5 protein-coding genes are annotated in these 5,188 nt (G+C 72.5%); 4 read left to right on the top strand and 1 reads right to left on the bottom strand.

All coding sequences use genetic code 11. The annotated features are described in order from the left end of the window. Positions 1 to 781: 781 nt before the first annotated feature. Complete coding sequence (locus AC5P09_RS48700; protein WP_493880102.1) at positions 782 to 1,768, top strand: helix-turn-helix domain-containing protein; 987 nt, start codon at positions 782 to 784, stop codon at positions 1,766 to 1,768. A 41-nt stretch (positions 1,769 to 1,809) separates the two neighbouring features. On the opposite strand, the gene AC5P09_RS48695 is transcribed toward AC5P09_RS48700, so the two are convergent. Beyond that, complete coding sequence (locus AC5P09_RS48695) at positions 1,810 to 2,163, bottom strand: hypothetical protein (protein WP_266450998.1); 354 nt, start codon at positions 2,161 to 2,163, stop codon at positions 1,810 to 1,812. Positions 2,164 to 2,340: 177 nt separating this feature from the next. Here AC5P09_RS48695 and AC5P09_RS48690 point away from each other — a divergent pair, with 177 nt between their 5' ends. The 3 genes from AC5P09_RS48690 (at position 2,341) to AC5P09_RS48680 (ending at position 5,091) form a co-directional block, all read left to right on the top strand. Then, entirely contained in the window at positions 2,341 to 2,799 is a 459-nt protein-coding gene (locus tag AC5P09_RS48690) for a MarR family winged helix-turn-helix transcriptional regulator (protein WP_307678864.1), read from the top strand. 252 nt (positions 2,800 to 3,051) lie between these two features. After that, positions 3,052 to 4,245, top strand: a complete 1,194-nt coding sequence (locus AC5P09_RS48685; RefSeq protein ID WP_493880101.1) for a CaiB/BaiF CoA transferase family protein — start codon at positions 3,052 to 3,054, stop codon at positions 4,243 to 4,245. A gap of 99 nt (positions 4,246 to 4,344) precedes the next feature. Next, positions 4,345 to 5,091, top strand: a complete 747-nt coding sequence (locus AC5P09_RS48680) for a GntR family transcriptional regulator (protein WP_493880100.1) — start codon at positions 4,345 to 4,347, stop codon at positions 5,089 to 5,091. Positions 5,092 to 5,188: the final 97 nt, after the last annotated feature.

Below are 5,188 nucleotides of genomic sequence, written 5' to 3'. Positions count from 1 at the left end.
TGTTCCCATGCCCGACCTCCCGCTGCCCCCGCGACCAACGCCCGCCCGACCCCGCCGCCCGCGGCCGCGGAGGGTCCCGGGCAACCGATTCGCGGCCATCCGGAACGCCTACGCGACTGTTCCCATGGTCGGCCTCCGGCTGTCCTGGCAGTCGGCCGCACCGCCGCGAAGACGTCCGACCGACCGATTCGCGGCCGCCGTGGAACACCGTCCAGCCCCCCGCTGCGCTTGCCACCAATCCCCGCCCGCCCCGGGCTGTCCTCGCGACCCGCCCCCGGCCGCCCCGGCCGCCAGCCGCACGGCTGCGGAGGCTTCCTTGCGACCGATTCGCGGCGCCCCGGAACACGTATGCGGCCACTCCCAATGGCCGACCCCACGCTGCCCTCACAGCCAACCCCGCCCAACCCCACCGCCGCCCGCACCGCCGCGAAGGCCTCCGCCCAACCGATGCGCGGCCACCCGGAACGCCACGCGGCCGTACCCATGGCCGCCTCCCGCTGCCCTCGCCGCCGACCCCCGCCCAACCCCACCGCCGCGAAGATCTCTGACCGACTGATTCGCGGCCGCCCGAAAACGCCTACGCAGCTTGGCACGTCCCAGAAGCTCGGGATGTAGGGGTTTCTGGGATGCCGTCCGGCCTGCGGTGGCATGGCCTCCGGGGTGCCGGCGGTCTGCCGGGCGGGGCCGCCTCGAGGTGTCGGTCCGGCTGCTCGGCCGTAAGCCGGAAGTCTTCCCTCCCCACAGCTCCACGGAACGTGGCCGCATAGCGCACCATGGACGCATGAAAGAGCTGGCCGGGCGTCTCACCGCGCTCGACCCGGACGCCGGTGCCGCCGTCCAGGTCATCGCCTACTTCGACCGGCTGGCCGAGTCCCGGGCCGGTCTGGAGGCGCTGGTGCGTGGGGCCGCCGTGCTGGCCGGGGTGCCCGCGCGGCTGGTCGACACGGACCGGCGGGTCTTCGTCCGGGTGGAGGCCGACGGCACCCGCCGGGACACGGAGAACCTGCCACCGGACCCCGCGTGGCCGTCAGCGGCGCTGACGCCGGGCGGGGCCGCCGCCCTGTGGCTGGAGCGGGCGGAGGCGGCGCCCAGTGTGGTCGACGCGGTGATCCTGGAGCGGGCCGCCGGTGCCATCCGCATCGTCCTCGACCGCACCCGGGGCCGGGTGCCCGTCGACGATCCCGCGCTGGTCGAGACGGTACTGGACGCCACGGCCCCGGAACCGGCCCGGCTGCACGCGGCCCGCGGGCTGGGCCTGGACCCCGCGGCGTCGGCGCGTGCACTGGCCCCGCGTGACGGGCGGCCCCGGATCGTCGCCGGGGAGGCAGAGTTGCCCGTCGGCCGGCTCGGCGTCGGCCCCGCCGTCCCGGTGCTGGACCTGCCGCGCTCCTGGGCCGCCGCCCGTACCGCCCTGCGGTTCACCGCGGACGGCACCGCACAGGACCCGGGACCGCGTGTCGTGCACGCCGACGAGCTCGGCGGCGTCGCCCTGCTGGCCGACCTCGTCGCCCCGGGCGCCGAACCCCCGCCCGATGTCCGGACGTTGGAGGCGGCGGCCGCGACCACACCCTGGCTGCTGGCCACCCTGCACGCCGTGGCCGCGACGACGAGCCTGCGCGCGGCGGCCGCCGAGATCAACGTGCACCACTCCACGCTCCAGGACAGGTTGACCCACGCCGAGCACCTCCTCGGCTGGCCGCTGCGCACCCCGCAGGGTCGGCTGAGACTCCATCTGGCCCTGACCATGCGGCACTTGGCACGGTCGTAGCGGTCCCGTCCGTAGCGGTCACGCCGGTGCCGTCCCGACCGTCAGCGGAACTCGTGGACGACCTGGATCCTGCCGACGATGTGGGCGTTGAACTCGTCCAACTCCTCGGCAGGCACCCATAGTTCGAGGATCGTCCGGCCGCCGGCCTGCTGGACGGGGTAGCGGCCCAGGAACTCCGTGTCGACCTCGAAGCGGGTGACGTAGCCGGCTCCATCGTGCTTGACGTTCCAGTCCCGGGCGATCCGGACCGCGTAGTCCTCGTTGAGGACCGGGTAGAAGATCGGCTGCTCGGGCAGCCGCGGCGGCCAGGCACGCCAGTCCAGCTCGCGGACCAGGGCCAGCTCCTCGGGTCCGGTGGGGCGCCAGAGGGTGGTCGTGGCTCGGCGGCCGGTCATGGGTATCGCTCTCCGTGCTGGGTGCGGCAGTTGGGGTCTGGACCCTATCGGGGCGCGTGCAGGAGAGCTACGGATTACATGACAGTACTTGCATGCGCGCGATAAACGCGTTCGCGGGAACTTTCACGGATGCCCTATCCTGGACGGTCAGTACCTCGGGACGGAGGAGCAGGCCCCATGACCGCCACAGACCCCGCACTCACCGCCCTCGCGCAGGGCTGGTGCGCCCTGTCCCTGCTGCACGGCAGGATCGAGGCCCACATCGAGCGGGCCCTGCAGGCGGGACACGACCTGAGCGTGCGCGAGTACTCCCTGCTCGACGTCCTCAGCCGCCAGCACGACGGCGAAGGCGGCCACCTCCAGATGAAACAGGTCGCCGACGCCGTCGTCCTCAGCCAGAGCGCCACCACCCGCCTGGTCACCCGCCTCGAAGACCGCGGCCTGCTCTCCCGCTACCTCTGCCCCACCGACCGCCGCGGCATCTACACCGACGTCACCCCGGCCGGCCTCCAACTCCTGGAAGAGGCCCGCCCCACCAACGAGACCGCCCTGCGCGAAGCCCTCGACACCGCCGCCCACAACCCCGAACTCGCCCCACTCGTACGAGCGGTCGAGACCCTCCGCACGCCCGCCTGAGGCCAGGTGCGGGCGGGTTTCACTGGCGTTGGTTCATCAGGGCCAGGGCCTCGCGGGAACTCCGTGCTGTGCCCTCCGGACCGGCCGTCCTGAACGGTCTTCGGTGCCTCCAAGTGCCGCATTGGTGCGTACAAAGCGCCGACATGACGCCGAGGGTTTCGCCAAGACGTCGGGAGGGTGTCGAAGAGCACAGGTGGCAGGCGGGTGGCCGCCGTTGACAGGCTCTCGAATTTGGCCGTACAAATGGGCCGTATGAGCGTCCCGCAGCGGCCCCTGGCCGGGATCACCGTGGTCAGCCTGGAACAGGCCGTGGCCGCTCCCTACGCCACCCGGCAGCTCGCCGACCTCGGCGCCCGGGTCATCAAGGTGGAGCGGCCGGGCGACGGCGACTTCGCCCGCCGGTACGACACGACCGTGCACGGCCACTCCAGCTACTTCGTCTGGCTCAACCGCTCCAAGGAGTCCCTCACGCTGGACCTCAAGGACCCGCGGGGCCTGGAGATCCTGCACCAACTCCTCGACGGCGCCGACGTGTTCGTCCAGAACCTCGCACCGGGTGCCGCCGACCGCCTCGGCCTCGGCGCGGCCGCCCTCGCCGAGCGCTTCCCCCGGCTGATCCCGTGCACGATCTCCGGCTACGGCACCTCCGGCCCGTGGGCCGACCGCAAGTCGTACGACCTGCTGGTGCAGTGCCAGACCGGCCTGGTCTCCCTGACCGGAACCGCCGAGGAGACCGCCCGCGTCGGGATCTCCGTCGCCGACATCGCCGCCGGGATGTACGCCTACAGCGGCATCCTCACCGCCCTGTACACCCGCGCCACCACCGGCACCGCACACCCGGTGGAAGTCTCCCTGTTCGAAGCGCTGGCGGAGTGGATGGGCCAGCCCGCCTACTACACCCGGTACGGCGGCACGCAGCCCGCGCGCCTGGGCACCCAGCACGCCACCATCGCGCCCTACGGCGCCTTCACGGCCGCCGACGGCAAGGACGTGCTGTTCTCCATCCAGAACGAACGCGAGTGGATCGCCCTGTGCGCCGGCTTCCTCGGCCGGCCCGAACTCGCCGACGACCCGCGCTTCGCCACCGGCTCCGACCGGGTCGCCCACCGCGAGGAACTCAACGCCGTGGTGGCCGAACGCTGCACCCGGTCCGACGCCGCACAGATCCTCAAGGACCTTGAGGACATCGGCATCGCCTGCGCCGGGGTCAACGACGTCGCCGCGTTCCTCGACCACCCGGTCCTGGCCGCCCGCGACCGCTGGCGCGAAGTGGGCGTGCCGGGCGGTGCCACGGTGCGGGCACTGCTCCCGCCGGCCGACCTCGCGGGCATGTCCGCGCGGATGGACCCCGTTCCGGCGGTGGGCGAACACACCGGGGCGATCCTCGCCGAACTCGGCCGCGACCTCGACGACATCGAGGCGCTGCGCGCCGACGCGGTGGTCTGAGGACCGCCATGGAGGAGACACGAGTGACTGCCGTGGAGCAGACCCGAGCGATGAGGAGCGTGGCGGTCGCGGCGCGGCCGGCGGAGCGGGGTGGGCCGCATGGCTGAACCCGCACAGCGAGAAAGCACCTACCTGCGGCTCGCCCGTGAGCTGCGGGCGGCGATCCTGCGGCACGACTACCCCGAGGGCGTACGGCTGCCCACGGAGGCCGAGCTGGCGCAACTGCACCGGGTCAGCAGGCAGACCGTGCGGCGGGCGTTCCAGGACCTGGTCGCCGAGGGGCTGGTCCACCGGGTGCCGGGCCGCGGCACCTTCGCCGCGCCCCGCGACGAGCAGTACCTGCGCCAGTTCGGCTCGGTGGACGACCTGATGGGGCTGTCCATCGACACCCGCATGGACGTCGTCACGCCCCTGCACCGGCGGGTCGACGTCGACGCGGCGGGCCGCCTCGGTCTGCACACCGACCAGGTGTACAAGCTCGCCTTCCTCCGGCTGCACGAGGACACCGCGTTCTGTCACACCTCCGTCTTCCTGCCGCCCGACGTCGGCCGGCTCCTCGAGCCGGTTCCGGAGCTGGCGGAGCCCAGTGTCCCCAGCGCCTTCACCGTCATCGGGCTGCTCGACGGACGGCTTCCCGAGCCGATCGCCGAGGCCGAGCAGAGCATCACCGTCGCGGACGCCACACCCGAACTCGCGGAACATCTGGGCTGCGAACCGGGCCGGGCGCTGCTGCGCATCGACCGCGTCTACCAGTCGGTCGCCGGACAGCTCGTGGAGCTGGCGATCAGTCACTTTCTGCCCGAGCACTACTCGTACCGCGTGCGGCTTCGACGCAGCGGTCACTGACATGGAAACAGGAGAGGGTTGTGAGCTTGAGGATCGTTGTCACTGTGAAGTACGTGCCCGACGCCACTGGCGACCGGCACTTCGCCGATGACCTGAC

It is taken from the genome of Streptomyces sp. a15, from assembly GCF_059026085.1.
The sequence above is the reverse complement of the archived record's forward strand: the minus strand, read 5'-3'. Positions and strand labels throughout refer to the sequence as shown.